The sequence below is a fragment of the Bradyrhizobium sp. CCGUVB23 genome (genome assembly GCF_024199885.1).
Lineage (GTDB): Bacteria > Pseudomonadota > Alphaproteobacteria > Rhizobiales > Xanthobacteraceae > Bradyrhizobium.
In genome coordinates this window covers 7692561-7717168 of record NZ_JANADQ010000001.1, presented here as the reverse complement: position 1 = coordinate 7717168, position 24608 = coordinate 7692561, and the positions used below count along the sequence as shown (strand labels likewise).

At 65.3% G+C, this 24608-nt stretch carries 25 protein-coding genes; 7 read left to right on the top strand and 18 right to left on the bottom strand.

Features of this window, described 5'->3' with window-relative positions:
• Positions 1-8: 8 nt before the first annotated feature.
• The 4 genes from NLN62_RS35910 to NLN62_RS35895 all read right to left on the bottom strand — a co-directional run bounded on the left by NLN62_RS35910 (position 9) and on the right by NLN62_RS35895 (position 3670).
• Entirely contained in the window at positions 9-491 is a 483-nt protein-coding gene (locus tag NLN62_RS35910) for a tripartite tricarboxylate transporter TctB family protein (RefSeq protein ID WP_254111942.1), read from the bottom strand.
• Positions 492-548: 57 nt separating this feature from the next.
• Positions 549-1541: a tripartite tricarboxylate transporter substrate binding protein gene (locus NLN62_RS35905; protein WP_254111941.1), complete on the bottom strand. Its 993-nt coding sequence runs from the start codon at positions 1539-1541 to the stop codon at positions 549-551.
• A 62-nt stretch (positions 1542-1603) separates the two neighbouring features.
• Positions 1604-2863: a CaiB/BaiF CoA-transferase family protein gene (locus NLN62_RS35900; protein ID WP_027525580.1), complete on the bottom strand. Its 1260-nt coding sequence runs from the start codon at positions 2861-2863 to the stop codon at positions 1604-1606.
• Positions 2864-2872: 9 nt separating this feature from the next.
• Positions 2873-3670: an enoyl-CoA hydratase/isomerase family protein gene (locus tag NLN62_RS35895; RefSeq protein WP_254111940.1), complete on the bottom strand. Its 798-nt coding sequence runs from the start codon at positions 3668-3670 to the stop codon at positions 2873-2875.
• A 118-nt stretch (positions 3671-3788) separates the two neighbouring features.
• On the opposite strand from NLN62_RS35895, the gene NLN62_RS35890 reads away from it, so the two are divergent.
• Positions 3789-4463 carry a GntR family transcriptional regulator gene (locus tag NLN62_RS35890; protein ID WP_198031847.1) on the top strand — a complete coding sequence of 225 codons (675 nt, stop codon included), beginning with the start codon at positions 3789-3791 and terminating at the stop codon, positions 4461-4463.
• 309 nt (positions 4464-4772) lie between these two features.
• Here the strand turns inward: NLN62_RS35890 and NLN62_RS35885 are convergent, their stop codons facing one another.
• Complete coding sequence (locus tag NLN62_RS35885) at positions 4773-7169, bottom strand: ATP-binding protein (protein ID WP_254111939.1); 2397 nt, start codon at positions 7167-7169, stop codon at positions 4773-4775.
• Between the two features lie 340 nt (positions 7170-7509).
• Between NLN62_RS35885 and NLN62_RS35880 the strand changes: the two genes are divergently transcribed.
• Positions 7510-8223, top strand: coding sequence for an ABC transporter substrate-binding protein (locus NLN62_RS35880; protein ID WP_027525584.1), 714 nt, complete (start codon positions 7510-7512; stop codon positions 8221-8223).
• A gap of 63 nt (positions 8224-8286) precedes the next feature.
• Here the strand turns inward: NLN62_RS35880 and NLN62_RS35875 are convergent, their stop codons facing one another.
• On the bottom strand, positions 8287-8466 hold the full coding sequence (locus tag NLN62_RS35875) for a hypothetical protein (RefSeq protein ID WP_027525585.1): 180 nt from the start codon (positions 8464-8466) through the stop codon (positions 8287-8289).
• A 201-nt stretch (positions 8467-8667) separates the two neighbouring features.
• Between NLN62_RS35875 and NLN62_RS35870 the strand changes: the two genes are divergently transcribed.
• Entirely contained in the window at positions 8668-9054 is a 387-nt protein-coding gene (locus NLN62_RS35870; RefSeq protein ID WP_254111938.1) for a YciI family protein, read from the top strand.
• Between the two features lie 3 nt (positions 9055-9057).
• On the opposite strand, the gene NLN62_RS35865 is transcribed toward NLN62_RS35870, so the two are convergent.
• A complete protein-coding gene (locus NLN62_RS35865; RefSeq protein WP_027525587.1) occupies positions 9058-9663 on the bottom strand; it encodes a TMEM175 family protein in 606 nt (201 codons plus the stop codon).
• 128 nt (positions 9664-9791) lie between these two features.
• Between NLN62_RS35865 and NLN62_RS35860 the strand changes: the two genes are divergently transcribed.
• Positions 9792-11855, top strand: coding sequence for an ATP-dependent helicase (locus tag NLN62_RS35860; RefSeq protein ID WP_254111937.1), 2064 nt, complete (start codon positions 9792-9794; stop codon positions 11853-11855).
• A 47-nt stretch (positions 11856-11902) separates the two neighbouring features.
• Entirely contained in the window at positions 11903-12148 is a 246-nt protein-coding gene (locus tag NLN62_RS35855; protein ID WP_156944567.1) for a hypothetical protein, read from the top strand.
• Between the two features lie 27 nt (positions 12149-12175).
• Here the strand turns inward: NLN62_RS35855 and NLN62_RS35850 are convergent, their stop codons facing one another.
• From NLN62_RS35850 to NLN62_RS35840, 3 genes are read right to left on the bottom strand one after another with little or no spacing between them, the layout of a single operon-like run.
• Complete coding sequence (locus NLN62_RS35850; RefSeq protein ID WP_254111936.1) at positions 12176-13423, bottom strand: amidohydrolase family protein; 1248 nt, start codon at positions 13421-13423, stop codon at positions 12176-12178.
• A 17-nt stretch (positions 13424-13440) separates the two neighbouring features.
• Positions 13441-13938 carry a GAF domain-containing protein gene (locus tag NLN62_RS35845; RefSeq protein WP_254111935.1) on the bottom strand — a complete coding sequence of 166 codons (498 nt, stop codon included), beginning with the start codon at positions 13936-13938 and terminating at the stop codon, positions 13441-13443.
• Positions 13935-15293, bottom strand: coding sequence for an MFS transporter (locus NLN62_RS35840; RefSeq protein WP_254111934.1), 1359 nt, complete (start codon positions 15291-15293; stop codon positions 13935-13937). The genes NLN62_RS35845 and NLN62_RS35840 overlap by 4 nt, the downstream gene beginning before the upstream one ends.
• Positions 15294-15413: 120 nt before the next feature.
• Between NLN62_RS35840 and NLN62_RS35835 the strand changes: the two genes are divergently transcribed.
• Together NLN62_RS35835 and NLN62_RS35830 are read left to right on the top strand one after the other, a co-directional pair.
• Entirely contained in the window at positions 15414-16337 is a 924-nt protein-coding gene (locus tag NLN62_RS35835) for a LysR family transcriptional regulator (RefSeq protein ID WP_027525593.1), read from the top strand.
• A 117-nt stretch (positions 16338-16454) separates the two neighbouring features.
• Positions 16455-17486, top strand: coding sequence for an LLM class flavin-dependent oxidoreductase (locus NLN62_RS35830; RefSeq protein WP_254111933.1), 1032 nt, complete (start codon positions 16455-16457; stop codon positions 17484-17486).
• A 9-nt stretch (positions 17487-17495) separates the two neighbouring features.
• Here the strand turns inward: NLN62_RS35830 and NLN62_RS35825 are convergent, their stop codons facing one another.
• From NLN62_RS35825 to NLN62_RS35790, 8 genes are read right to left on the bottom strand one after another with little or no spacing between them, the layout of a single operon-like run.
• Positions 17496-17843 carry a RidA family protein gene (locus NLN62_RS35825; protein ID WP_027525595.1) on the bottom strand — a complete coding sequence of 116 codons (348 nt, stop codon included), beginning with the start codon at positions 17841-17843 and terminating at the stop codon, positions 17496-17498.
• 21 nt (positions 17844-17864) lie between these two features.
• Complete coding sequence (locus tag NLN62_RS35820) at positions 17865-18986, bottom strand: FAD-binding oxidoreductase (RefSeq protein WP_254111932.1); 1122 nt, start codon at positions 18984-18986, stop codon at positions 17865-17867.
• On the bottom strand, positions 18983-20401 hold the full coding sequence (locus tag NLN62_RS35815) for an NAD(P)/FAD-dependent oxidoreductase (protein WP_254111931.1): 1419 nt from the start codon (positions 20399-20401) through the stop codon (positions 18983-18985). The genes NLN62_RS35820 and NLN62_RS35815 overlap by 4 nt, the downstream gene beginning before the upstream one ends.
• A complete protein-coding gene (locus tag NLN62_RS35810; protein WP_254111930.1) occupies positions 20398-20694 on the bottom strand; it encodes a (2Fe-2S)-binding protein in 297 nt (98 codons plus the stop codon). Before NLN62_RS35810 ends, NLN62_RS35815 begins: the two co-directional genes overlap by 4 nt.
• A gap of 31 nt (positions 20695-20725) precedes the next feature.
• Entirely contained in the window at positions 20726-21862 is a 1137-nt protein-coding gene (locus NLN62_RS35805) for an FAD-binding oxidoreductase (RefSeq protein WP_254111929.1), read from the bottom strand.
• Positions 21863-21870: 8 nt separating this feature from the next.
• Positions 21871-22677 carry an ABC transporter permease gene (locus NLN62_RS35800; RefSeq protein WP_254111928.1) on the bottom strand — a complete coding sequence of 269 codons (807 nt, stop codon included), beginning with the start codon at positions 22675-22677 and terminating at the stop codon, positions 21871-21873.
• Positions 22674-23567: an ABC transporter permease gene (locus tag NLN62_RS35795; RefSeq protein ID WP_254111927.1), complete on the bottom strand. Its 894-nt coding sequence runs from the start codon at positions 23565-23567 to the stop codon at positions 22674-22676. The genes NLN62_RS35800 and NLN62_RS35795 overlap by 4 nt, the downstream gene beginning before the upstream one ends.
• On the bottom strand, positions 23564-24607 hold the full coding sequence (locus NLN62_RS35790; RefSeq protein ID WP_254111926.1) for an ABC transporter ATP-binding protein: 1044 nt from the start codon (positions 24605-24607) through the stop codon (positions 23564-23566). Before NLN62_RS35790 ends, NLN62_RS35795 begins: the two co-directional genes overlap by 4 nt.
• Position 24608: the final 1 nt, after the last annotated feature.

Here is a 24608-nt window from a genome sequence, read left to right as displayed (position 1 = left end):
CGTCTCCGTCAGAACCCGAACGCGGCGGCAAGCGCGCCGTGTGGCAGCGTCACCTGGAACATGCGCTCGAACACGACGTAGAGCGCGAGCGCTGTCGCCGCCGCCATGGCGAGCGCGCGCGGCATGGACTGATGTCTGGGGATCGCGAGCACCGCGAAGATATAGATGGCCGAGGCGAGATACATCCCGAGCAGCGGAATCGCCGCAACGAAAATTGCGGCCGGCACGAACAGGCTTGCGAGCCGGCGCAGCTCGGTCGGCGTGATCGCCACGGGAACGCTCGCGAGCGTCGCGGCCGGCAATGCGCCGCGCCCGAGATTGTACAGGCTGCCGAGAACGATGATGACGCCGGTCAGGAACGGGAATGTGCCGGCGTCCACGCCCGCGCTCGACCACCCGATCCCGTTGTCGAGGCTGGAGACGACCACCGCGGCGCCGAAGCTGCCGGTGAGGATGGCGGTCGACAGTTCAAGAGCGCGGCGCGATATCATCGAGGGCTCCTGGAGGGCGACTGACAACAGGACATCATGGCGCGGTGCCTCGCCATTTCACTTGATGAGCCAGCCCTGCTCGCTCGCCACCTGCTTGAGGTGCTCGAGATCCTCCTTGATGAACTTGTCGAAGTCGCCGCCGGTCAGGAACGTGTCGACCTGGGAGGTCTTCTCGATGTAGTCCTTCCATTCCGGCGTCGCCTGCACCTTCTTCATGAGGTCGACATAGAACGCGGCCTGGTCCGGCGTGACCTTGCCAGGCAGCCACACCGTGCGCGGCTGCTCGTACTGCTTGATGTCGAGGCCCTGCTCGACGCAGGTCGGAACGTCGCTCCAGCCTTCCGTCGCGGTGATCTTCGGCCCCGGCGGCAGCCGCTTCGGGCTGAAGGCGCAGAGCGGACGCTGCGTTCCGCCGCGCCATTGTCCCAGGCTTTCGCTCGGATTGTTGACGTGGGAATCGATGTGCCCGCCGGCGAGTTGCACGGCGGCCTCGGCGCCGCTTTTGAAGGGGATGTAGGTCAGTTTGACATGACCGGTCTTCTCGATCATGCGGGTCAGCACCTCGTCGGTGTCCTTTGACTGCGCGCCGCCCATCTTGAATTCGCTCGATGCCGCCGCCTTCAGATAGTCGCCCGCGGTCTTGTAGGGCGCGTCCTGCTTGACCCAGAGCAAGAACTCGTCCTGCGCCATCGCTGCGATCGGGGTGAGGTCGGTGTAGTTGAAGGCGACCTTGGAGACGAGCGCCTGCTGCCATGCATTCGACGTGCCGAAGATCACCTTGTAGGGATCGCCCGCAGAGACCTTGCCGTAGACATAGCCTTCGGCACCGCTGCCACCGCCCTTGTTGACGACGATGATCGGCTGCTCGGTCAGCTTGTACTTGGTGATGATGTTCTGCACCGCGCGCGCAAGGTTGTCGGTGCCGCCACCCGGCCCAGCCGTGGCAACGAACTCGATCGGCTTCTGCGGTTGCCAGGCCGCAGACGCCGGCATCGTGCCGGCGAGGACGACCGCGGCTGCGGAAAGCAGAAGTGCTGACGTGCTACGCATGGTTTCCTCCGGCTGATCTTTTGTTTTTATCGGTTGTTCTGGTCCGTCGTATCGACGTCCGGTCAGGCGACTCGTTCCTCGCGCTGTGTGGACGCCGAAACGATTGCGCCCTGTTTTTCGAGCGCTTCGATCTGCTCCTCATCGAACCCGTATTCCGCCAGCACCTCGTGCGTATGCTCGCCATAGACGGGGGCACCGGAACGGACCTTGCCAGGCGTCTCCGAGAATTTGACGGGAAGCCCGATGGTCTTCACCGGACCGAGCCTCGAATGCTCGACCTCGACGACCATCTCGCGCGCCAGCGTCTGCGGATCACTCAAGGCTTCCAGCATGTCGTGCACGGGTCCGCACGGCACGCCCTTCTCATCCAGCGCCGCGAGCCAATGCGCCCGCGTCCTGGTGCGGAAGCGCTCGCTCAAAACCTTCTCGAGCTCCTTCAGATGCGCCATGCGGTCGGCACCGGTGGCGAAGCGCGGATCGGCGGCGAGCTCGCTCGCGCCGAGCGCTTCCAGCATCAACAGCCAATGCTTCTTGTTGGCGCCGCCCACCACCAGCCAGCCGTCGGAGGCTTCAAAGGCCTGATACGGCGCATTGAGCGGATGCGCCGACCCCATTGCGCGCGGCGCGGTGCCCGCGGCCAGCGCAATCGTCGATTGCCAATAGGTCTGCACCAGGGCTGCTTCATAGAGCGAAGTCTCGACCCACTGCCCTTCGCCGGTCTTCAGGCGATGCGTGTAGGCCGCGAGGATGCCCATGCTCGCGAGCAGGCCGGCGGTGATATCGGACAGCGGCGGGCCGCATTTCACCGGCGGACCATCGGGGCGCTCGCCGGTAAAACTCATGATGCCGCTCATCGCCTGCGCGACGAGATCGAAGCCACGACGGTGCTTGTAGGGACCGGTGCGGCCAAAGCCCGACAGCGAGCAATAGATCAGCGACGGAAACTCCCTGTGCAGGTCCTCGTAGCCGAAGCCGAGGCGCTCCATGGCGCCCGGGGCAAAATTCTCGACCAGCACGTCGGCACTCGCTATCAGCCTCCGCAGCACCTCCTTGCCGCCGGAGGTCTTCAGATCCAGCACGATGCCGCGCTTGTTACGGTTCATCATCAGGAAGGAGGCGGCCTCGTCGCCAATCTTCGGCGGCACCGAATGGCGGGTGTCATCGCCGTTCGGCCATTTCTCGATCTTGATGACGTCGGCGCCCATGTCGGCGAGCATCAAGGTGCAGGTCGGCCCGGCCATGACATGGGTGAGATCGATGACCTTGAGGCCGGCCAGCGGTCCCGTGGGGCGAGCGGTGGCGTGCGATTGATCCTTTTTCATCGGCTCGTCCTATTGGCCGCGCCATTGCGGGGCGCGCTTGTTGAGGAACGCATCGAGCCCTTCGCGAAAATCCTGGCTCGTGTAGCACATCAGGATGAGGTCTTCGCCCTCCTCCCGCGTCAGCCGCTTTTGCAAGCGGGCCACCGCCTGCTTGGTCGCATTCAGCGTCAGCGGCGCGTGGCTCGCGACGAGGCGAGCGACCTCGTCGGCACGCTTGTCGAGTGCCGCGCCATCCTCGACGATTTCGCTGAGCAGGCCGACGCTTGCGGCTTCCGTGGCATCAACAAGACGCGCAGTGAAGATCAGATCCTTGACGCGTGCAGCCCCTATGAGCGCGGTGAGACGGCTGACATTGGACATCGACAGGCAATTGCCGAGCGTTCGCGCGATGGGGAATCCGATACGCGCACTCTTCGTGCCGATGCGCAGATCGCAGGCCGCTGCGATCCCCGCCCCTCCGCCGGTGCAGAAGCCGTTGATCGCGGCAATCGTCGGCACCCGGCATTGCTCGAGCGTGGTGAGCACGCGGTCGATCCGGTTCTCGTAGTCGAGCGCGTCCTGTGGCGTCCTGAATTCACGGAATTGATTGATGTCCGTGCCCGAGGCAAAGGCCTTTTCGCCTGCACCGCGCAGCACCAGCACCTTGATGGAATGATCGCTGCTCGCCTCTTCGCAAATCGCGGCGAGCCGCTCATACATGCCGAAGGTCAAGGCGTTGCGGGCCTGCGGGCGGTTGAAAGTAATCCGCCCGATGCCGTCCTCACGCTCGAAAACGAGGTTTTCCGCCTCCGCGACTGCCAGGTCCATTTCCCCGTATCCGTCTTGTTTTTTGCAGTTTTGAATGCAAAATTCTGAATTTTCAAGCTGGAACTTCTAAACTTTCGTCGATAAACTCATTTTTGCATGCAAAATAGAAATTTGTCCGATGCTTCATGAGGACGTCGTCAGCCGCATCCGCGACATCCTGCTCGACGGCGAAATCCCGCCGGGCGCGCGGATTCCCGAGCGCGAGCTGTGCGAGCGGCTCCAGATCTCGCGCACGCCGCTGCGCGAGGCGCTCAAGGTGCTCGCCGCCGAGGGCCTCGTGCAATTGTTGCCCCATCGCGGCTCGCGCGCGGCAAAGCTGACCGACAAGGACATGCGCGATCTCTTCGAGGTCTGCCAGGGCCTCGAGGCGCTCGCCGGCGAGCTCGCCTGCGAGCGCATCACGGAGGACGAGATCGACGAGATTGCCGCCGCGCAAACGGCGATGGCGCAGCATTACCGCGATGGCGATCTGATCCAGTATTACCGCTGCAATCGCGCCATCCACGAAGCGATCGTTACCGCCGCCGGCAATCCCGTGCTCGCAAGCCTCTACAATTCGGTGACGGCGCGCATTCGCCGCGCACGCTACGTCACGCCGATGACGCAGCAGCGCTGGGCGCTCGCCGTCAGGGAACACGAAGCGATCCTCAATGCCTTGCAACGACGCGACGGCACAGGCCTTTCCCACATCCTGCGCGCTCATCTGCGCCACAAGCGCGAGGAGGTTTTGCAGGCCGGATTTGCCGAGACGGACGGCGCGGCTCTCGCTGCCGTGGATGACGGCGACAACTGAACGCGCTCGACGAAATCACAAGAGGCGGAGATTTATTCCAGCCCGGCGGCAACAATTCCGCCCCTTAACTTCCGCGCGATCTCGACCTATATTGAGTGTCCCGAAACCAACGAAAGGAGGTGATCCAGTGTCTTATCTCAAGCGCTGTCACCTCGCTGGGATCGCCCGCTAGGCTCGACGTGAAGCCTGGCAGCGGGGCGCTCTCAGCCCTGGACCAGCGAGACAACAAATCGGGCGCGACGGGGTCTTCCCCGCCGCGCCTTTTCTTTTTCGCGCACATGCTGGTCTTTTTTCGCGCTACCCGCAGGATCAATACGGCAAGCTGCCAGTCAGCACTTCGCGGATCTTCTGCGACAGCTCCGACTTCCGGTACGGTTTTCTCAGCAGCGCGATACCGGGATCGAGGTGGCCCTCATGCACGATGGCGTCGTCGGTATAGCCTGACGTGTAGAGCACCCTCACATCGGGACGGCGCTCTCGGATCGCTTCGGCCAATTCCCGTCCGTTCATGCCGCCGGGCATGATGATGTCGGTGAACAGGAGATCGAACTTGATGCCCTGCCCCACCAGCGCGAGCGCGGCCGCGCCATCGCCGGCAACCAGCGTCCGGTAGCCGAGACTGCCGAGCTGGGCGATCACATAGCCCTGCACCAGCGGATCGTCCTCGACCACCAGGATCGTCTCGTGCCCGCGTGGCACGCTGGGCGCGGCCACGGGCCCGGCCTGGCTCGCCATCCGGCCGATAGAGCGCGGCAGAAACAGCTTCACCACCGTGCCGCGGCCTTCCTCGCTGTCGATCGCGACCGTGCCGCCGGTCTGCTTGGCGAAGCCGTAGACCATGCTGAGCCCGAGCCCGGTGCCGCGGCCGATGCCCTTGGTGGTGAAGAACGGCTCGAACACGCGGTCGCGGATGTCGGCAGGGATGCCATGGCCGGTATCAGAGACCGCGATCATCACGAACTCACCCGGCTCCATCTCGCGATCGCCGGGCTCGCCCGCGCCGTCGAGCACGCGATTGGCCGTCTGAAGTGTGAGCTTGCCGCCGCCCGGCATGGCGTCGCGCGCGTTGACGGCGAGATTGACGATCGCCGAGGAAAGCTGTGACGGATCGGCCATCGCGAACCACGCATCTTCGGCGAGCTGGGCGTCGATCTCGATGTGCTCGCCGAGGATCGGCTTGAGCAGCCGCGCGGTCTCGACCACGAGGCAGTTGACGTCGATCTCCCGCGAATCGAGCGGCTGCCGCCGCGCGAAGGTAAGAAGTTGAGAGGTGATCTCGGCGCCGCGCGTCGCCGCGTCGTCGATCAACTGCGCGATCGCTGCAAGCTGCGGCTTGTCCGCAAGACCCTCCTGAAGGATCTCGATGGTCCCGGTGATCACCGTCAGCACGTTGTTGAAATCATGGGCGACGCCGCCGGTGAGCTGGCCGATCGCATCCATCTTCTGCGATTGCCGCAGCCGCTCCTCGGTCTCGTGCTGGTCGGTGAGGTCGGTGGTCGAGCCGCGATAGCCCAGGAAGCGGCCGTCGGCATCGAACACCGGCCGGCCGTTGACGCTGAAATGCCTGATGCGTCCGGCCGCATCGCGGCCGCGATACTCGAACTTGCGGAACGGCTCGTGGCGCTCCAGCGCCGCCATGTGGTCGCGCCATTTCTGCGGCTCGGTTTCCAGATCGATTGCGCCGTCGGGACGCCGCCTGCCGACCACGCGATTGCGCATCATCCCGAAGGAACCCGCGCGATCCGAGATGTAAGTGAACACGTGATCCGGGCCGGTCTCCCAGAACCAGTCGGACGCGGTTTCCGCGTAGTCGCGGAAGCGCTGCTCGCTGCGGCGCGCATCACCCTCGGCACGCCGCCGGACCTGGAGATCGCGCTCCAGATTGGTGTTGGCGAGCCGCAGATCGCCGTAGGCGCGCTGCAGGCTCGCGCACATGGCGTTGAATGCGTCGATCACCTTGTCTAGCTCGTCGGTCTCGTGCGACGGCCCGCGCTCCAGGTGCAGCGGCGGCTGCGGTCGCGTCAGCGTGTATTTGCTGACGAACTCGGCGATGGCGACGAGGTGCCGGGTCACCAGCAGATGGAACATGTAGATGATGAAGAGCGAGACGAGGAACGTCTTGGCCGCCTGGCTCGCCAGGATGATCAGGGCTCGATTCAGCAATTGCCTGTAGACGTCGGTCAGCGTCGCCTCGACATGCAGCGTGCCGATCCTGTGCTTCTCGCCTTGTGTGACGTAGTCGATCGGATAGTCGCGGACCACCACCGAGCGGCCACCCCTGTCGCCGACCGCCACCCGAATCGGGTTGGGACGATCGGCGAATTCGCGAATCTCGACCGCCTGAATGTCCGGCAGCCGAAGGATGCCGTTGAGCTGGAGCTCGAGCTGGTTCCTGTCGAGACTCCACAGGCTTTCGCCGAGGCTGCCGAGATAGCTCCGGCCGATCTCGTCGAGCCGCGTCTCGATGATGCCGACCTCGCGCTGATATTCCAGATAGAGCTGAAGCGCGGTCAGCGTCAGCGTCACGATCGAGGAGAAGAGAAGCACGGCGGCGAGCAGGCGCAGGCCGATGCCGCTGCGAAACCAGGCGAACACGCGCGGCAGCAGGGAACCGATCGGGCCCCCGATTCGGGCCAGATCCTCATTCGCGGCCGCCGGCGCGATGGCGCGGCCGCGATTGGGATCGTGCTCACCTGCGTTGCCCATGCACCACTCCCCCGAGATGGCGACGATCCTGCGTCGGCCCGTTACGGCCTGCCGCGGTTCGACAGTTCGGCTCCCCTGGAAGACCCGACCCGTTCGGGCAGCCTCCCTGCTAGATCCTGGACGAATATTCGTCTGTTGGGGGGCAATCTTTGCGCCCAGCCGCAGGAAGCCTGCGCAAACTAGCACCATGCGTGCTAAAATGTCATCGGTGAAAGTGCGGAGTAGACCCCGCATCGCGGGTGGCGGATGGTCGCTGTGATTCGCGGGGCCAATCACCATCCGCGGTAGATCCCACCGAATCATCAATCCAGTGGTAGCAAGGACGAGTGGGAGACGGGTGATGTGGCGGATATGTCTTTTCGGCGCGTTGCTGCTGTTCGCCCACCCCTCACAGGCACAGTCGGTCATCCGGCTGGCGCGGATCGCCAACATCCCCGACCAGTATGTCGGCGGCGAGATGCTGCGCGTGGTCTATGCGCAGCTGAACATCAAGCTCGAATTCGAGGATGTGCCTGGCAAGCGTGCGCTCGCGCTTTCGAGTGCAGGCGAGCTCGACGGCGAGATCCAGCGGATCGGCACGCTGTCCAAGGACTACCCGACGCTGGTCCGGGTCACGCCCGCGATCAACTATATCCAGCCTTCTGCCTTCGCGACGAAGCTTCGTTTTGACGTCGCCGGCTGGGACTCGATCAAGGACTACAGCATCGGGATCGTGCGCGGCGTCGGCTCCTCGGAAAACGGAACGCGCGGAATGAGCCGCGTCACGGCGACCACGAACCTTGAGAGCCTGATCCAGATGCTGGACGCCGACCGTTTCGACCTGATGGTCACCGACCTCTTCAGCGGCCTCGTCGCGGTTCGCAAGCTCAACCTCCAGGCACGGATCTATCCGCTCTCGCCGCCGCTCGAGCGTATCGACATCTACCACTATCTGCACGAGCGCCACCGCGACCTCGTGCCGAAGGTCGGAAAAGTGATCGAGGAGATGACCGCAAGCGGCGAGCTCGCCAGATTGCGCGAGCAGCTCGTCAGGCAGGTGCTGAACGAGTCCTGACCGTCTGGCCGATCAGAGCACGCGATGCCGTTCGTGCACGGACATGCTCACGGGCCGCACTCCCTAGAATCCGCAGACATTGCGCGGCCGTTTTCCCCGGCGGCTTTCGACGATCGGCTCACCGCCGTTCAGGATCGAGCTGCCGTAGTAGCGATGGTGGCCGGCACCGTCGTGAAGATCGGCCGGTTCTGATGGCGTCGCGCGCCGCGCATCGCTGATGATCTTGATGGTCCGAGCTGACATTGAAGCCTCCGCCGCTGCCTGTCGTGTTCTTCGCCGCCATCAGTCGCGATCGCGGGAACCCGCGTTCAAGACGAAGCCGGACAATCGGGTTTCAGGACGGTTTCGTTGCCCGCGCGATCACGCAATATTTCCTGACCGGTGATTGTCGGACTCGTCGGCCGTCATACGTCCTTGCAAAGGTGCAAAAGTAGCGAGGTGACGATGCTCTACGCCATCCTGGCCTATCACGTGGAAAGCGAGGTCATGTCCTGGACGAAGGAGGAGGACGCCGCCGTCATGACAGGCCTTCGCAAGGTCCAAGAACCCTTGAAAGCCAAGGGACATTTCGGGCCGGCAGCGCGGCTCGACGAGACCAGGAGGGCGCGCACGCTGCGCGGTCCCGGCGCCGGCATGGTGCTCGATGGGCCCTTTGCCGAAACCAAGGAGCAGCTTCTCGGCTTCTACATCATGGAGTTTTCGGACGAGGCCGGCGCGGTCGCCGCCGCGCGGGAGCTACGCAAGGCCAATCCGGGCGCGGTCTACGAAATCCGCCCGATCAAGCTCTTCCTGCCGGCCGATGGGTTTGGCGCGACAGCAGACGTGAGATGACCCTCAGGTGTCTCTGGCCGGATTCCCCTTGACGAACCGGTGCATCAACAACGCGCCGAAGGCGAGAAACCAGACGAATTGCGCATATTCCGGCGCAACCGCGGCCACCAGCGTGCCCGGCAAGAACACCAGCACTGGAAAGATCGCAGGAAGGATCTCGTGAAGACGGCTGGCACGGGCCGCGAGCCACCAGAGCCAGGCATTGAGGCCCGCAATCGCGGTCAGATGCAGGCCATAGAGCACCGCGACGGCACTGCTTAGCCGGTAACTGCCATAGAGTCCGTTGGTGACTGGCAGCAGGATGATCGAGAGCAGGAAAAACAGATTGAGCAGCACCACGCCTCGGCCAGCCTCGGGCTGGCGCGCAAGCCGCCGATGATGACTGATCCAGAACACGCCGGCGACGACGAAGGTCAGGATCAGGCCCGCCACGCGTCCGGAATAGAGATGGTCGAGATCGCTCCAGGTCGGCGCCGTCTTAAGCTCGTCGGCCTTGGGCAGGCTATAGGCGAGCAAGGTCATGGCCACACCGAAAATGGTGTTGCTGAGCGATTCCAGCCGGCGCATCTCGAACAGGTCGTTCTCGAGGTCGGTCGTGACGTCGGTCATCTGCGCACCCTCTCGGGGCTGGAACCTTAAGCCCCGTCCTGTCCCCTAAATCCTAAAGCGTGTCCCGTCCAGCCGCATTGCGGATCGCGGCGGGATCGCGGAATCTGCAGCTTTCATCGGGGCGATTCGTGGCGGCTGCGACATATCTGGACACGCTGAATGCCGAGCAGCGCCGCGCCGTCGAGCATGGCGTGGCTAACGGCAGCACTGTCGGCGGTCCCCTCCTCGTCATTGCCGGAGCCGGTTCCGGCAAGACCAACACGCTTGCCCACCGGGTCGCGCATTTGATCGTCGCCGGCGCCGACCCGCGCCGGATCCTGCTGATGACCTTTTCGCGCCGCGCGGCCGCCGAGATGGGGGCCCGCGTGGAGCGGATCGCCAGAAAAGTGCTGGGCGAGAACAACGCCGCGATCATGCGCGACGCTCTCACCTGGGCCGGCACCTTCCACGGCATCGGCGCGCGGCTCCTGCGCGAATATGCCGAGCGGATCGGCGTCGATCCCGCCTTCACCATCCACGACCGCGAGGATTCCGCCGACCTGATGAACCTCGTGCGGCACGACTGCGGATTGTCGCGGACCGAAAGCCGCTTTCCAGCCAAGGGTACCTGCCTGTCGATCTACTCCCGCTGTGTGAACGCGGAGATGGAGATCGAGAAGGTGCTCGGCCAGCATTATCCGTGGTGCGCGGGCTGGGCTTCGGAGCTGAAGCGGCTGTTTGCGGCCTACGTCGAGGCCAAACAGGCGCAGCACGTGCTCGACTATGACGACCTCCTGCTCTACTGGGCGCAGATGATGAGCGACGCGGGCATCGCCGGGGAGATCGGCGGCCGCTTCGATCACGTGCTGGTCGACGAATATCAGGACACCAACCGGTTGCAATCCACCATCCTGCTGGCGCTGAAGCCGGAGGGCCGCGGCCTCACCGTGGTCGGCGACGATGCGCAGTCGATCTATTCGTTCCGCGCCGCCACCGTGCGCAACATCCTCGAGTTCCCGCAAAGCTTTTCGCCGCGGGCCGAGATCATTACGCTCGACCGCAACTACCGCTCGACGCAAGCAGTGCTGGCGGCCGCCAATGGCGTGATCGGCCTCGCACGCGAGCGCTTCACAAAGAATCTCTGGACCGACCGCACCTCCTCGCACAAGCCGCAGCTGGTAGCCGTGCGCGACGAGGCCGAACAGGCGCGCTACATCGTCGAGCAGGTCCTGGCCAATCGCGAGCAGGGCTCGCTGCTCAAGCACCAGGCGGTGCTGTTCCGCACCTCCTCACACGCGGGCCCGCTGGAAATCGAGTTGACCCGCCGCAACATCCCCTTTGTCAAGTTCGGTGGTCTGAAATTCCTCGACGCCGCGCATGTCAAGGACATGCTGGCGCTGCTGCGCTTCATCGAGAACCCGCGCGACCGCGTCGCTGGCTTTCGCATCCTGCATCTGCTGCCGGGTGTCGGACCTGCAACCGCGCAGCGGGTGCTCGACCACATGGCAGAGAGCCCCTCGCCGCTTGCCGCGCTCTGCAAACTTCCGGCACCGCCGCGCACCGGCGACGACTGGGCCGCCTTCATCCGCACGGTCGAGAATCTCAGCTATTCCGAATGGCCGGCCGATCTCGAGCGCGCGCGCCTCTGGTACGAGCCGCATCTCGACCGCATCCATCAAGACGCCGAGACGCGCCGCGCCGATCTGATGCAGCTCGAGCAGATCGCGAGCGGCTATATCTCGCGCGAAAAATTCCTCACCGAGATCACGCTCGATCCCCCCGACGCGACGTCCGATCAGGCTGGCGTTCCCCTGCTCGACGAGGACTATCTGATCCTTTCCACCATCCACTCCGCCAAGGGCCAGGAGTGGAAGTCGGTGTTCCTGCTCAACGTCGTCGACGGCTGCATGCCGTCCGATCTCGGCGCCGGCACCAGTGCCGAGCTGGAGGAGGAGCGCCGCCTGCTCTACGTCGCGATGACCCGTGCCAAGGACGACTTGCATTTGATCGTGCCGCAGCGTTTCTTCACCCACGGTCAGGCCGCCTCGGGCGATCGCCACGTCTACGCCTCGCGCACCCGCTTCATTCCGGAAGCACTGGTGCCGCTGTTCGAGCGGACGACCTGGCCGAAGGCGCAAGCCGGCACGGCGCGGACCGCGGCGCAGGGGCCGAAGATCGATATCGGAGCCAGGATGCGGGGCATGTGGCGCTAGCGCCGGCCGCGCGCACGACGCCTCACGAATTCCAAGGGAGCATGGAGATGACGATAGCAGGAAAGAACGCGATCAAGGCGGAGCTCGACACGCTGCGGAAGCTCGCACGCGAGGTGATCCAGACGTCGAAGGGCAAGAGGCCCCTCCCCGTCAAGGACCAGCGCACCCTGCGCCAGCAACAGAAACGCGCGGTCGAGGCCATCGTCGCCGAAATCAAGGAGCTCAAGCAGTTGAAGCGCCGCGTTCTCCAGGCGCGCGCCCCCGAGGCGATGGCAGAAAAATTCGTGCCTTGATGCGAGCGACAGCGGCGCTAGCCGCAGCTACGCGCCCAGCCTGTCGATCTGGATCTTGCCCGCCTTCATCACCAGCGGAATGTGCTCGCCCTGGCCGAGCAGGCAGGCAACATCGCGCAAGGGATTGCCCTCGACCACCAGCAGGTCCGCGAAAGCCTCAGGCGTGACCCGGCCGAGCTTGCCCTCCATGCCGAGCACCTCGGCGCCGATCACGGTCGCGCTGGCGATCACCTCGCGCGGGCCGAGAATTTCGGCTCGGATGCGGAATTCGTCGCTCTGGAGGCGCTGCGACGGTCCAAGCAGATCGCTGCCAAAGCCCATCTTCACACCGGCCTTGCGATAGATCTCGAGCGAACGCAGACCGGCATCGCGCACGTCGGCGATCTTGGCGACGCTCTCGGCCGGGAGGCCATACTGCGCCCCCTCATTCGCCAGCGCCTCGTAGGTGACGAGCGTCGGAACGACATAGGCGCCCTTCTCGGCCATCAGTCGCGCGGTCGGCTCATCCACGAGATTGCCGTGCTCGATGGTGCGCACACCGCAACGAACGGCCCGCTCGATTGCCGCGGCAGTATAGGCGTGCGCGAGCACATAGGTCTGCCTCCCCCGCGCCTCCTCGACGATGGCGCGGATCTCGTCCTCGGAATAGCCGAAGGCGCCGACCGGATCGGTCGGCGAGGCCACGCCGCCGGACGCCATGATCTTGATCTGGTCGGCACCCATCTGGAGCTCCTCGCGCGCCGCCTTGCGCACGCCGTCGACACCATCGGCGACACGTGCCAGCGCGCCGACGCGCACGCAGCAGGGACAGGGTGCGTCACTGGCGAGATAATCCGAGCGCGCCCGCATGTCCCCGTGCCCGCCGGTCTGGCTGAGGGCGCGGCCGGAGACGAACAGACGCGGTCCGTCGGTTAGCCCAGTCTCGATCGCCTGCTTCAGCGCGTGGCCGGCGCCGCCGGCATCGCGCACCGTCGTAAAGCCCCGCCGCAGCATGCCGCGCAGCAGCAGCGTCGAGCGCAGCGTCACCAGCACGTTCGGCATGTGGACCTGCTGCGCCAGGTTGAGCTCGACGGCGATCGCGTGCACGTGCAGGTCGATGAGGCCGGGCATCAGCGTCTTGCCCTTCAGATCGATGGTCCGGTCCGCGGAGGCCGATAGCGGCCGGTCCGAGACCTCCTTGATCAGGCTGTCCTCGACCAGCACGTGATACCCCTCCAGCAAGTCCGGCTTGAGCGGATCGAGCAGAGCGGCGTTCTTGAGGAGGATGCTGAACATGTCGATTTCCTGTCTGGTCAGGACGGTGTGAGCAACGCGGGCAATGCGAGCTGGGCAAACGGGAGACAGGCGTCCACGTCGTCCTCGCCGTACCAGCACGCCTTGTGCAGCAGGTTGAGCGAGCCGAGCGTGCGCCCGCGCCAGCGCACGGGCATGTTGAGCACGCTCGCGCAGCCGAGCGAAGCAATCAGCTCATGGTCGGAGAACACGGTGCGCAGATCGTCCTGGGTGCGGCCGATATAGGCCTCGCCGCGGTCGAGCACCGCCTCAGTCCACGGCCCCGGCGCGAGGCGCTTGCGTCCGCCCGTGGGGTATGGGCCCGGCAGATTGGAATAAACCCGCGCCGCTTCCCCGGTGTCGTCGTCATAGGTCAGGATCGTGAACAGCTTGTGCCCGATCGCCGACTTCAGGGCTCCGTCCAACGCCACGAACAGTGCATCCGGCTGATCCGCCCTGCCCTGCGCAGCCGCGACAGTGCAGAGCAGCGGATCGGCACGGCGTTTGGTCCGCGTCATGCGACTTCACCCGTCGCAATGTCTTCCAGCGAACGGCCGCGCGTCGGCACGCCCATCAGCACGACCGTGACGGCACCGATCAGCAGCACGATGGTGGTGATGCCGAACACGCCGGCGAAACCGAAATTGGGATAGAGATAGCCGACCAGAATCGGCGAGATGATCGCGCCGATGCGGCCGATCGCGGAGGCAAGCCCGGCGCCCGTGGTCCTGACCGGCGTCGGGAACACCTCGGCCGTATAGGCATAGACGCCGGCATAGGTTCCGTTCATGAAGAAGGACAGGAAGATGCCGGCGAGCATGATCTGCTGCTCGCTCTGCGCGAAGGCGAGCCCGAGCGCGCTGGCGCCGCCAAGCAGCATGTAAGACGCGATCGTCGCCTGCCGGCCGATCCGCTCGTTGAACCAGGCGGCGCTGAAATAGCCGGGCACCTGCGCGCAATAGATCGCCAGCGAGTAGGAGAAGCTCTTGGTGATGCTCATGCCGTTCTGGACCAGGAGGCCCGGAATCCAGACGAAGAATGAGTAATAGCTGAAGGTGATCGCGAGCCACATGATCCAGGTCATGATGGTGATGCGCGCCTGGCGGCCTGCGAGCAGAGCTGCGAAATTGGCGAGCAGCGTCCCCGTCGTTATCGCGGGTGCGGCGGCTTCGACCACCGGCTGCGGCAGGACGTAGCCCTCGCGCACGAAACTAGCCTCGATCCTGTCGAGGACAGCTTCGGCTTCCTTCTCCCAGCCCTGGCTTTCGAGCCAGCGCGGCGATTCCGGCAGCGCCCGGCGCCACCACAAGAGCATGACGACCGGCAGGGCCGTAATGACAAGCACGATGCGCCAGCCATTGTCGTAGGACGGAACGATGAAGTAGCCGAGCAAGGCTGCCGCCACGAAGCCGAAGGAGAAGAAGCCGGCCAGCGAGCCGGTAAAGCTGCCGCGAAAGCGCCGCGCCACGAACTCGGCGAGGTAAGGCGCGATGATCGCGCTCTCCGCACCGGTGCCCATGCCCGCAACGATGCGGGCGGCGAAGAAGGACGGCCAGCTATCCACCGCCGCACTGACGAGCGATGCGGCACAGTAGAGCGCCAACGCCGACATCATCACGGCGCGGCGGCCGATCAGGTCGCCCAGCGTGCCGGCACAGAGGGCACCGAACAGGAAGCCGATATAGGTGCTGCTGCCGAGCACGCCGATCTCGACGCTCGACAGATTCCAGGCCGTGCGCAGCACCGGCAGGATGAAGGCCAGCACGGCTGCGTCCATCGCGTCGAACATGTAGCCGAGCCCGCCCATCAGCAGGAGATGCGTGTGGAAGCGCGCGAACGGAAGGCGCTCGATGCGTGCCGATATCATTGACATGAAAGTCCCCCTCTGTCGGGCGGCCCGGCGCTCCGCCTATCCCTTGGGAGAAATCATAGACAAAGAGATATTATCGTCATAATTTATAATCATGATCTGATATATCACCATCGTGAATGTATTCCCGTGTCGTTTCGCGCGCTCGACCTCAACCTCCTGAAAGTCTTCGAGGCCTTGATGACCGAGGGCAGCGTCACGCGCGCCGCGAACGCGCTGACGATGACGCAGCCGGCGGTGAGCAATGCGCTTGCGCGCCTGCGCGATGCACTTGGCGATCCCCTGTTCGTGAGGTCAGGCACTGGCATCCGTCCCACCCAGCGCGCGGTGGTGCTGTGGGAGCCGATCGGCGAAGCCCTGGAAAGCGTGCGCGGCGCGCTCGACGAGCAGGTGTTCGATCCGCGCCGCGCGCAGACCGAGTTCACCCTGTCGATGTCGGACTACGTCGCGTCCCTCGTCATGCCGAACCTCTTGAACCATCTCGGCGAGGTCGCGCCCAAGGCGCGCGTCCACACCGTCCCCAACACCGTCCTGGAGATCGCCGATCAACTCGAGGACAACCGGGTCGATTGCGTGCTGAGCGTCTACGTCAACGAAGCGCAGCAGCCGGCCGCCATTCGCTCGCGCTCGCTGTGGACCGTCGACTACGCCTGCTTCATGCGGCGCGGTCATCCGCTTGCGGCCATGAAGCGGCTGAGCACCCGCACTTTCCTGAACGCGGGGCATGTCGATGTGAGTTTGGCCGGCAAGACCCTGCCGTCCTACGATTTCTTCCTCGCCTCGCGTGGCCTGTCGCGCAACCTGGTTGCGACCGTCAATCACTACAGCGCCGCCTACGAGATCGTGCGCCAATCCAACCTGATCGCCGTGCTGCCGAGCGATCTGCGCTCACAGTCGCGGCACGCGCCGTTCCTGCACGCCGTACCGCTTCCGCTCCAGGCGCCGCCGCGCATCGTCAGCCTGTTCTGGCACCAGCGCAACGACACCGTGCCCGCGCAGCGCTGGCTGCGCGAGACCCTGGTCGGGATGTTCGCGAAGTCGGAGTGAGGCAAAGCCTCGGCGGCCGTTCGGATGCAAGAATGGAAACCGAGCTTTTCCCAAAGGCAGCTTGTGAAGCGTGGACCACCGTCTAAATCAGCGATGCCTTCCCCAGAGACCTGATCAATGACCGCACCGCTCGAATTCGGACTGGATACCTTTGGCGACGTCACCAAGGACGCCTCCGGCACGCCGCTGCCGCATGCGCAGGTGATCCGGAACGTCGTCGAGGAAGCGGTGCTGGCGGATGAGCTCGGCATCGACTTCATCGGCCTTGGCGAGCATCATCGGGCTGATTTTGCGATCTCCTCGCCGGAAATCGTGCTCGCCGCGATCGCGGCCCGCACCAAACGCATCCATCTCGGCTCTGCCGTGACGGTGCTCTCCTCGGACGACCCCATCCGTGTGTTTCAGCGGTTTGCGACGCTGGATGCGCTCTCGAACGGACGCGCCGAGGTGATCCTGGGGCGCGGCTCGTTCACGGAATCTTTCCCGCTGTTCGGCTTCGACCTGCGCCGTTACGAGGAACTGTTCGAGGAAAAACTCGACCTGTTCGCCGCACTTCTGTCCCAGAAGCCGGTGACCTGGGACGGCAAGCTGCGTCCGCCGCTGAAGAACCAGCTCGTCTATCCGTCGGTCGAGCACGGCCAGCTCAAGACCTGGATCGGCGTCGGCGGCAGCCCGGAATCGGTGGTGCGCGCCGCGCATTACGATCTGCCCTTGATGCTCGCTATCATCGGCGGCGATCCCAAGCGCTTTGCACCCTATGTCGAGCTCTATCACCGCGCCTACAAGGAATTCGGCCGCGCGGTGAAGCCGATCGGCGTGCACTCGCCCGGCTATGTCGCCGAGACCGACGCGCAGGCGCGCGAGGAGCTCTGGGCCGACTACAAGACCATGCGCGACCGCATCGGCAAGGAGCGCGGCTGGCCGCCGATGGGCCGCGACGAGTTCGTGCAGGAGGCCGATCACGGCTCGCTCTATGTCGGCTCGCCCGAGACGGTCGCGCGCAAGATCGCCGCGACCGCGAAGGCGCTCGACATCTCGCGCTTCCAGCTCAAATACTCCGCCGGGCCCCTGCCCCATGAGAAGCTGATGCGCAGCATCGAACTCTATGGCGGCAAGGTGATCCCGATGGTCAAGGAGATGATGGGCTGAGGTTTAGTCTCAGCCCTTGAGCGCGGTGACAACGACCTCGATGAGGGCGCTGCCGCCGAGATCGGCGACGCCGACGGTCGCGCGCGCCGGCAGATTGTCGCCGAAGAACTCGGTCCAGACAGCGTCCATCTCCTTCTTCTTCGACAGGTCGGTCACGAAGATCGAGGCGCTGACGATGCGCGAGGCATCGCTGCCCGCTTCCTTCAGATAGCCGGCGATCTTGCCGAGGATGTTGCGGGTTTGCTCGCCCATCGACACGCTGGTGTCGTCTGCGATCGTGCCGCCGACGAAGACGAAGCCATTGGCCTCGACGGTGCGGTGCATGATCGGCGTGCGGATGCTGCGGATGATGGTCATGAAATCCTCTTCTTGTGTTGCTCAGGAGTTGGATGGACGAAAGCGGTCGATGCTGAGATCGCCGATCCGGGTCTGGGTGCCGCCGTTCACGATCAACTCCGCCATGACGGCGCCGGCGCCGGGGCCGAGCTGGAAGCCGTGCAGCGAGAAGCCGAACTGATGGTAGAGCCCGGCGTGGTGCGCGCTCGGGCCCAGCACGGGCAGATCGTCCTTTGTCTTCGCCTCGATGCCGGCCCAGGCGCGCAAGATGGTGGCATCGTGCATCACCGGAAACAGCTCGAACACGGTGCGGGCGCTGATGGCGAGGCTCGGCCAGTCCAGCACCGTCTCGTTGCGGTCCTGGTCCGGCGTCGCCAGATGGCCGCCGCCGATCAACACGGTGCCGTTCTTGAACTGCTTGAAGGACAGCTTGCGGCCACGCAGGATCACCACGGGGTCGATGAAATGCGGCACGCGCGAGGTGATCATCAGCATCGGCGCCACGGTCTCGACCGGCACCGGCTCGCCGAGCGCGGCGGCGATGCGCCCTGCCCAGGCGCCGGCGGCGTTGACCAGCACGGGTGCGGCATAGGTCTCACTGCCGACATCGACGCGCCAGAGCCCTTCCTCGCGGCGGACATTGCTTGCGGCCACGCCCTCGCGCACGGTGGCGCCGAGCTGCTCCGCCTTGCGGCGAAATGCCGTCGTCGTCTGCGCAGGATTGGCCGCGCCATCACGCCGCGAAACCACGCCGCCGGGACAGGTGTCGGCGACCGCAGGCACCAGCCGCCGCAGCTCGGCTCCGTCGATCAGCTCCTCATGGGTGAAGCCGAGCGCGTTCAGCTCGGCGACGCGCGCGCGGCATGCCGCAAGCTCGGACTCGTTCTCCGCGACCAGAACCTGGCCGTGACTCTCAAAGCTGCAATCATCGTCGAGCAGCTCGTTTATCCGCTCCCAGATTCCCATCGAGCGGATCGAGAGCGGGATTTCGGCGACGTGCCGCGCGAGCTGGCGCACGCCGCCGGCATTGACGCCGGAGGCGTGGCGGCCAGCGTAGTCCTTCTCGATCAGCACCGGCTTCATGCCAGCGAGCGTCAGGTGCAGCGCCGTCGAGCATCCGTGGATGCCACCACCCACGATGATGGCATCCGCAAGCTTGGTCATCCCCTCACCACCGCCTTGATGTCATCTTCCGTCTTCGGCATCGCCGCGAGCTCGGCAAGCGTGATCGGCTTCACCGGTGCGCGCAGCCGGTAGTAGCCGATCTCCTGCGCCGTCTTGCCGCGCGCCTCGGCCATCAGCTCGGTGACGGTGAGGCCGCACAGACGCCCCTGGCACGGGCCCATGCCGGTGCGGCGATAGGCCTTGAGCTGGTTCGGCCCCGTCGCGCCGATCGCGACGGCATCGACGATGTCCCTGGCCGTCACCTCCTCGCAGCGGCAGACGATGGTGTCGCCTGCGGGAATGCGAAACTGGCGCGCAGGGCGGAACAGCGTATCGAGGAAGGCTCGGCCGCGCTCCGCCTTGGCGAGATCGGCATGCAGCGCCGCCATCGGCGAGAGCTTCGCGGCAGCCGCGGGCGCAAGCGCCTCGACCGCGCCTCGCGCCGCAATGCGGCCGCGAACCACCGCGGCGTTCGCGCCACTGATGCCGGCGCCGTCACCTGCGATAGCAATTCCTTCAACCGACGTGCCGCCATTGCCATCGAGTACCGGCGACCAGCAGAGTTGCAGGTTATCCCAGCGATGCTCGACGCCCGCCGCCATCGCGAGATTGACGTTGGGCACGACGCCCTGGTGCAAGAGAAGAAGGTCGGCAGGGATCGTCTCGCGATGGTTGCCCGCGACATAGCTCACGCTGGCGAGCCGCCCCTCGCCGGCCGCAGCAAGCTCGGTGACGCCGGTCGTCACCTCCACCTTGGCCTTTACCTCGCGCATCATCGCAAGGCCCTTCGTAAAGTAAGCCGACGTCACGAAGGCGAAGGCATGAGGCAGTGCGGCAAGATAGTTTTTGCGTTCGGTCGTATCGAGAATGCGATCGATCCGGCCGCCGAGGCGCAGGATCTGCGCCGCGAGCAGCCACAGCAGAGGTCCCTGGCCGGCAATCACCGTGCGGCTGTCAGGCACCAGCGCCGATGATTTCAGCATGGTCTGCGCGGCGCCCGCGGTCATCACGCCCGGCAGCGTCCAGCCGGGAATCGGGAACGGCCGCTCCAGCGCGCCGGTCGCAAGGATCACGCGCCGCGCCTTGACGAACGCGGATGCCCCGCCGACGGAAATCCCGATCTCGAGATGACGATCGAGACTCCAGACGGTCGCGCGATGGATGATCTCGGCCTTGCTCGAGCGCACCTCGCCGACGAGCTCGGCGCCCGCCCAATAGTCGGCGCCGAGCTGGTCGCGCGCCGTCACGGGCGTCGATGCGATCGCGCGCCAGACCTGGCCGCCGGGGCCCGGGTTCTCGTCGAGCAGCAGGGTCGACAGGCCGGCTGCTGACGCGGTGGCCGTTGCGGCAAGACCCGCGGGCCCGGCCCCGATCACGACGACGTCGTAGGCGTCACGCTGAGGAGCCGCGTTCATCGGCCGATCTCCCTCTTGCCTTTCTGGATTTCGATCTGCATGCCCGCAGCAACCGGCACCAGGCAGCCCTGGCGATTGCCGACACCATCGATGGTGACGAGGCAGTCGAAGCACACACCCATCATGCAATAGGGCAGCCGCGGCGCGCCGCTCACTGCGGTCTCGCGTCGCACGTCGCGCCCCGAGGCAAGCAGCGCGGCGGATACGGTGTCGCCTTCGCGCGCCTCGACGGCAACGCCATCGACGAAGATCTGCAACGATGGACGCCTGTCCTGGTCGGATCGTCTGAACATTGGATGCCTCTTGGCCCCTTCTCTGGTGTCGCTAGTAGCCGCTGTTGTTCGCTGCGCCCTCGCCGCCGAAGCGGCGCGCCGAGAACGCGCCGACCAGCTCCGGCTCGAGCGCGCCGGCAGTGACCATGCGCGCAATCTCGAAGGCGTGATTGGAGGCGAGCGTCACGCCGGAATGGCAGCAGGCGACGAAGGCGCCGGGATGCGTCTCCGACTGGTCATAGATCGGAAAGCCGTCCTGCGGCATGACGCGGATGCCGGCCCAGCTCCTGACCACGTTGAGCCGCGACAGATGCGGAAACATGCGCTGCGCGCGATCCGCCATCACGGCGCTGATCGAATGCTTCAGCGCGCGATCGTCGAGCTCGTCCTCCTTGCTGTCGCCGATCATCACCGTGCCCTCGTCGGTCTGGCGGATCGTGGTCAGCGGATGCGGCAGGAATGGCATGGTGCGTTCAGTCACCACGATCTGGCCACGGGTCGGCCCCATGGGCGCAAAGAGGCCGACCATCGGCGCGAGCGTCTGGTTGGCATTGCCTGCGGCAAGCACGATCTTGTGGGCACGGATTTCGCCCTGCGGCGTCGTCAGGCTGAATTCGCCGCTGCTCTTCGTGATCGCCGAGACCGGCCGCTCCGGGAAATAGTCGACGCCGAATGCCTTGAAGCCGGTATGAAACGCGCGAAAAGTGCGCAGCGAATTGACGTGGCCGTCGAACGGACAGAAGCTGCCGCCGGACACCTCCGGGCCGATCAGCGGCAGCATCTTCTTCACCTCGGATGCACTCAGCATCTCCATCCTGTAGTCGGCCGCGCCAACCTGGTTATGCATGCGCGTGACGAGCTGGGTGCGCTGCTCGTACTCGTCCTCGCCGAGCGTGAGGTGAAAGCCGCCGTTCTGCTGGAGGCAGACGTCGAGGCCGGTCTGGTCCTTCAGTTCGGCGGCGAGGCTTGGCCAGGCCTGCGATGCCCGCACCGTCCAGCCCGTGTAGGCCGGCATGCCGAGCCCCTTGCTCTGCACCCACACCAGCGCAAAGTTCGCGCGCGAGGCGCGCTTGGCGATGTCGCCCTCGTCGAGCACGGCAACGCTCTTGCCGAGCCGTCCGAGCCCCCAGGCAATGGCGGAGCCGAGCAGTCCGCCGCCGACGACGGCGACGTCATAGTCCCTGTGCATGCGTTCTCCTATCGCCCGGGATCGCTCTTGCCCGCGAGCACGCGGTCGAGCCCGTAGAAGCGGTCGAGCAGGATGAGGGCAGTCATGGTGATTGCGATGACGCTCGCCGAGACGGATGTCACGAGCGGGTCGATGTTGTCCTGGATATAGAGGAACATCCTGACCGGCAACGTTTCGGTGCCGGGTGCGGCCAGGAAGACGGTCATCGTCAAATCGTCGAAGGACTGGATGAAGGCGAGCGCCCAGCCGCTGATCACGCCGGGCAGGATCAGCGGCAGGGTCACGCGGCGAAACAGCGTGAAGCCGCCGGCGCCGAGCGAGACCGCGGCCATCTCGACCGAGCGGTCCATGCCGGTCGCGGCCGCCAGCGTCAGGCGCAGCGCAAAGGGAAACACGACGATGACATGGGCGATCAGCAGCGCCGCAAACGTGCCGCCGAGCCCGAGTGAGGTGAAAAAGCGCAGGAAGGCGATGCCGAGCACGACATGCGGGATCATCAGCGGCGACAGGAACAGCGCTGCCAGCGCATCGCGGCCTGGAAATCTGTAGCGCGCAATCGCAAGCGCCGCCGGCACGGCAAACAGCAATGCGACGAAGGAGGACACCATGCCGAGCCCGAGGCTGACCCAGAACGCGTGCACGAACTCCGGATAGCTCGCGATCGTCCTGAACCAGCGCAGCGAGAAGCCGTTGACCGGCAGCGAAAGAAAGCCCTCGGGCGTAAAGGCGACGAGGCAAACCACCACGATCGGCGCCAGCATGAAGACGACGAAGAGCGCGTGGAAAATGAGCGCGAGCGGGCCGTTCGTCCTCATCGGAACACCTCGGCATAGCGGCGCTCGATCAGCGCGTTGCTGCCGACGACGATCAGCACCAGCGCGAGCAGCAGCAGCACCGCGACGGCTGCACCCAGCGGCCAGTTCAGCGTGTTGAGAAACTCGTCATAGGCGAGCGTCGCCGCGACCTTGAGCCTGCGGCCGCCGATGATCGCCGGCGTCGCAAATGCGCTCGCCGACAGCGAGAACACGATGATCGCGCCCGAGAGCACTCCGGGTATAATCTGCGGCAGGATGATGCGGCGAATGATGGTGAAGGCGCCGGCGCCAAGCGACATCGCGGCATTCTCGATCTGGGGATCGACGCGCTGCAGCGCGGCCCAGACCGACAACACCATGAACGGCATCATCACATGCGCGAGCGCAACGACCATGCCGGTCTCGGTGAACATGAAGGGCAAGGGCGCGCGGATCAGGCCGAGCGACATGAACAGCTTGTTGACGAGACCGTTGTTGCCGCCGAACAGCAGCGCCCAGCCGAGCGTGCGCGCCACCACCGAGATCAGGAGCGGACCTAAAATCAGGAGCAGGAAGATGCCCTTCCAGCGTCCGCTCATGCGGTTGAGGATGTAGGCCTCGGGCGCACCGAGCACAGCGGTAATCAAGGTCGCAAGGAGCGCTATTCGGAAGGTCCGCCAGAACATCTCGGCGTAGTAGGGATCGCTCGCGATCTCCTGCCAGTTCTTGAGGATGAAGACCGGCTCGATGCCCTTGTACTGGCCCCAGTCGTGGAACGAGAGCATCACAGTCATGAGAAGCGGGATCACCAGCACGCCGACGAACAGCATCAGCGCGGGCAGCGTCAGCGCCCAGGGCGCACGCGTCTCGGAGGACGCGGCTTGCGTCGAGGCGTCGGTGGCGGCGGTCATGCGGCGCCTCCGCTCGTGCGCAGGCTCATGTCCTCCACGCGCCAGGCGAGACGGACCGCCTCGCCTTCAGCCGGCTGCGGCGTGCCGTCATTCTGCCGGATCACGATCGCCGGCCCGCATTCGGTCTCGCACTGGAACAACCAGTGATTGCCCTGGAAAATTCGCGTAATGATTTTCGCGGCAAGCCCAGCGTCGGCGAAGCTGATCCGCTCCGGGCGGAGGCTGATCGTCACCGCACCGCTCACGCCCGCCGGCGCGGGCGCGTGCCAGGAGCCCGCGACCAGCCGGGCCGGCTGAGCCGTCCGATCGATGGTCGCGGCGAAATCGTTGGTTTTGCCGAGGAACTGCGAGACGAAGGCGGAAGCCGGCCGCTCATAGGTCTGCTGCGGCGTGCCGATCTGCTCGATCTTGCCCTGGCTCATCACCACGATGCGGTCGGACAGCGACATCGCCTCGTTCTGGTCGTGGGTGACGAGGATCGTGGTGGTCCCGATGGTGCGCTGGATCTGGCGCAGCTCGATCTGCATGTCCTCGCGCAGCTTGGCATCGAGATTCGACAAGGGCTCGTCGAGCAGCAGGACGCTCGGCTGGATTACCAGCGCCCGCGCCAGCGCCACGCGCTGCTGCTGGCCGCCCGACATGCGCCGCGGATAACGCTCCTCAAAACCCGCAAGCCCGACCATCACGAGTGCCGCGCTCACGCGCTTGGCACGGTCTTCCCGCTTCACGCCGCGCATCTCCAGACCGAAGGCGACGTTTTCGGCAGCGGTCATGTGCGGAAACAGCGCGTAGCTCTGGAACACGATGCCGAGGCCGCGCTTTGCCGGATGCACCTTGGTCAGGTCGCGCCCATCGAGCCGGATCGCGCCGCGCGACGGCTCGAGGAATCCCGCGATCATCTGGAGCGTCGTGGTCTTGCCGCAGCCGGAGGGACCGAGGAACGAGATGAACTCGCCCCTCTCCACCGCGAGGCTGAAATCCTCGACGACGGTTTGCGAGCCGAACTGCTTGCCGACGCGATCGAGCTCGAGGAAGGCCATC

Bases quoted from the DNA above. Each gene is read 5' to 3' on its own strand.
- NLN62_RS35855 (WP_156944567.1), top strand. From the start codon at position 11,903: ATGACGATAGCAGGAAAGAACGCGATCAAGGCGGAGCTCGACACGCTG.
- NLN62_RS35795 (WP_254111927.1), bottom strand. From the start codon at position 23,567: ATGACCGCCGCCACCGACGCCTCGACGCAAGCCGCGTCCTCCGAGACG.
- NLN62_RS35825 (WP_027525595.1), bottom strand. From the start codon at position 17,843: ATGACCATCATCCGCAGCATCCGCACGCCGATCATGCACCGCACCGTC.
- NLN62_RS35815 (WP_254111931.1), bottom strand. From the start codon at position 20,401: ATGAACGCGGCTCCTCAGCGTGACGCCTACGACGTCGTCGTGATCGGG.
- NLN62_RS35850 (WP_254111936.1), bottom strand. From the start codon at position 13,423: ATGTTCAGCATCCTCCTCAAGAACGCCGCTCTGCTCGATCCGCTCAAG.
- NLN62_RS35880 (WP_027525584.1), top strand. From the start codon at position 7,510: ATGTGGCGGATATGTCTTTTCGGCGCGTTGCTGCTGTTCGCCCACCCC.
- NLN62_RS35895 (WP_254111940.1), bottom strand. From the start codon at position 3,670: ATGGACCTGGCAGTCGCGGAGGCGGAAAACCTCGTTTTCGAGCGTGAG.
- NLN62_RS35790 (WP_254111926.1), bottom strand. From the start codon at position 24,607: ATGGCCTTCCTCGAGCTCGATCGCGTCGGCAAGCAGTTCGGCTCGCAA.
- NLN62_RS35830 (WP_254111933.1), top strand. From the start codon at position 16,455: ATGACCGCACCGCTCGAATTCGGACTGGATACCTTTGGCGACGTCACC.
- NLN62_RS35845 (WP_254111935.1), bottom strand. From the start codon at position 13,938: ATGACGCGGACCAAACGCCGTGCCGATCCGCTGCTCTGCACTGTCGCG.
- NLN62_RS35905 (WP_254111941.1), bottom strand. From the start codon at position 1,541: ATGCGTAGCACGTCAGCACTTCTGCTTTCCGCAGCCGCGGTCGTCCTC.
- NLN62_RS35865 (WP_027525587.1), bottom strand. From the start codon at position 9,663: ATGACCGACGTCACGACCGACCTCGAGAACGACCTGTTCGAGATGCGC.
- NLN62_RS35805 (WP_254111929.1), bottom strand. From the start codon at position 21,862: ATGCACAGGGACTATGACGTCGCCGTCGTCGGCGGCGGACTGCTCGGC.
- NLN62_RS35840 (WP_254111934.1), bottom strand. From the start codon at position 15,293: ATGTCAATGATATCGGCACGCATCGAGCGCCTTCCGTTCGCGCGCTTC.
- NLN62_RS35885 (WP_254111939.1), bottom strand. From the start codon at position 7,169: ATGGGCAACGCAGGTGAGCACGATCCCAATCGCGGCCGCGCCATCGCG.
- NLN62_RS35820 (WP_254111932.1), bottom strand. From the start codon at position 18,986: ATGACCAAGCTTGCGGATGCCATCATCGTGGGTGGTGGCATCCACGGA.
- NLN62_RS35875 (WP_027525585.1), bottom strand. From the start codon at position 8,466: ATGTCAGCTCGGACCATCAAGATCATCAGCGATGCGCGGCGCGCGACG.
- NLN62_RS35910 (WP_254111942.1), bottom strand. From the start codon at position 491: ATGATATCGCGCCGCGCTCTTGAACTGTCGACCGCCATCCTCACCGGC.
- NLN62_RS35810 (WP_254111930.1), bottom strand. From the start codon at position 20,694: ATGTTCAGACGATCCGACCAGGACAGGCGTCCATCGTTGCAGATCTTC.
- NLN62_RS35800 (WP_254111928.1), bottom strand. From the start codon at position 22,677: ATGAGGACGAACGGCCCGCTCGCGCTCATTTTCCACGCGCTCTTCGTC.
- NLN62_RS35900 (WP_027525580.1), bottom strand. From the start codon at position 2,863: ATGAAAAAGGATCAATCGCACGCCACCGCTCGCCCCACGGGACCGCTG.
- NLN62_RS35890 (WP_198031847.1), top strand. From the start codon at position 3,789: ATGCTTCATGAGGACGTCGTCAGCCGCATCCGCGACATCCTGCTCGAC.
- NLN62_RS35870 (WP_254111938.1), top strand. From the start codon at position 8,668: ATGCTCTACGCCATCCTGGCCTATCACGTGGAAAGCGAGGTCATGTCC.